Origin of the sequence: Vibrio sp. Vb0598 (genome assembly GCF_033338935.1) — a bacterium.
Taxonomy (GTDB): Bacteria; Pseudomonadota; Gammaproteobacteria; order Enterobacterales; family Vibrionaceae; genus Vibrio; species Vibrio alginolyticus.
This window is the reverse complement of record NZ_JAWOTP010000145.1, coordinates 1-1295: the sequence shown is the minus strand read 5'-3', so window position 1 is coordinate 1295 and position 1295 is coordinate 1. Positions and strand designations below refer to the sequence as shown.

Sequence of the window (1295 nt, the reverse complement as noted above, 5' to 3'; positions counted from 1 at the left end):
GTGAGCGTAACAAGCAACCAGTTACCAGTGGACATGCTTGGGTCCATCGTTAGTACCGCAAACATGACCGGAATGTTATCGACAATGGCAGAAAGCACACCGACCATCACGTTCGCCCAAACCGGATTCCATTGGGTGTACATGACGTTTGAAACCAATTCGAGATAACCGAGTAAGCTCAAGCCGCCTACACACATCACGACGCCATAGAAGAACAGCAAGGTATCCCATTCGGCGCGAGAAACACGATGGAATACGTCAAACGGCACGACAGAGCCTAAACGTTTCAGCGCATGATCGTCCCCATTCGCAATCGCCATGGCCGCTTTTTTCGCGAGCGAATGTTTGAGGGTTTTTCTTAAGAAGTACCCGAAGAATTGTAAGTACGCCAAGCCCATCATCATGCCAACCACGGGTGGGAAGTGAAGAACAGCATGGAAAGAGACAGCCGTAGCGATCGTGAGGACAAACAGCAGCACAATGCGCCTTGCACCACGTTTTAATTCGACATGCTCGTGGATGGTATTGGGTTTGGTGTTCGGTACAAAAAGGGACATTAAAAACGCTGGCACGACATAGTTGATTAGAGAAGGGACAAACAATGGCATGAATTCAGAGAACCGCACGTGCCCAGCTTGCCAAACCATCAAGGTTGTAATGTCACCAAATGGGCTGAATGCCCCGCCCGCGTTGGCTGCGATAACGATGTTGATGCAAGCAAGATTGACGAACCTTGGCTTGTCGCCAGACACTTTCATTACCACCGCGCACATCAAAAGGGCCGTGGTTAAGTTATCTGCGATTGGAGAGATAACAAACGCCAGAAAGCCTGTCAGCCAAAACAGTTTTTTGAACCCGAACCCTTTCCCGACCATCCACGCTTGTAGAGCATCAAAGAGTTTGCGCTCTTCCATCGCGTTTATGTAGGTCATTGCGACGAGCAAAAACAGCAGCAGCTCGGCGTACTCAAGTAGGTTATGTTCCAACGCCGCTTTTGCCACATCTTGCTGGTGGTGCTGGGCGAAGGTGCAACCAATCAAAATCCAAAACAGACCTGCCGCGAGAAGTACAGGTTTGGATTTTCTCATCTTCAAATACTCTTCGAGCATGACCAGAATATAAGCGATCGAGAAAAGAATGAGAGCGATATAGCCTACGGCGGAGTTCACCAGATTAAGATCACCGGATGCCGCTGCAAAGCTGGAACTAGAGAACAACAAACAGCAGAAAGCCACAATTGGATAGATTGGCATAGACATTTCTCCCTTGTCTTGTTGGAGAAATATTAGCCATAA

Annotated in this window: 1 protein-coding gene; it reads right to left on the bottom strand. The window is 48.6% G+C overall.

All coding sequences use genetic code 11. The features are described from left to right. Positions 1-1253: sodium:proton antiporter NhaD (gene nhaD / locus R7Q38_RS23620; RefSeq protein ID WP_318114495.1), on the bottom strand; the 1253-nt coding region annotated here is incomplete at its 3' end. Between the last annotated feature and the right edge of the window lie 42 nt (positions 1254-1295).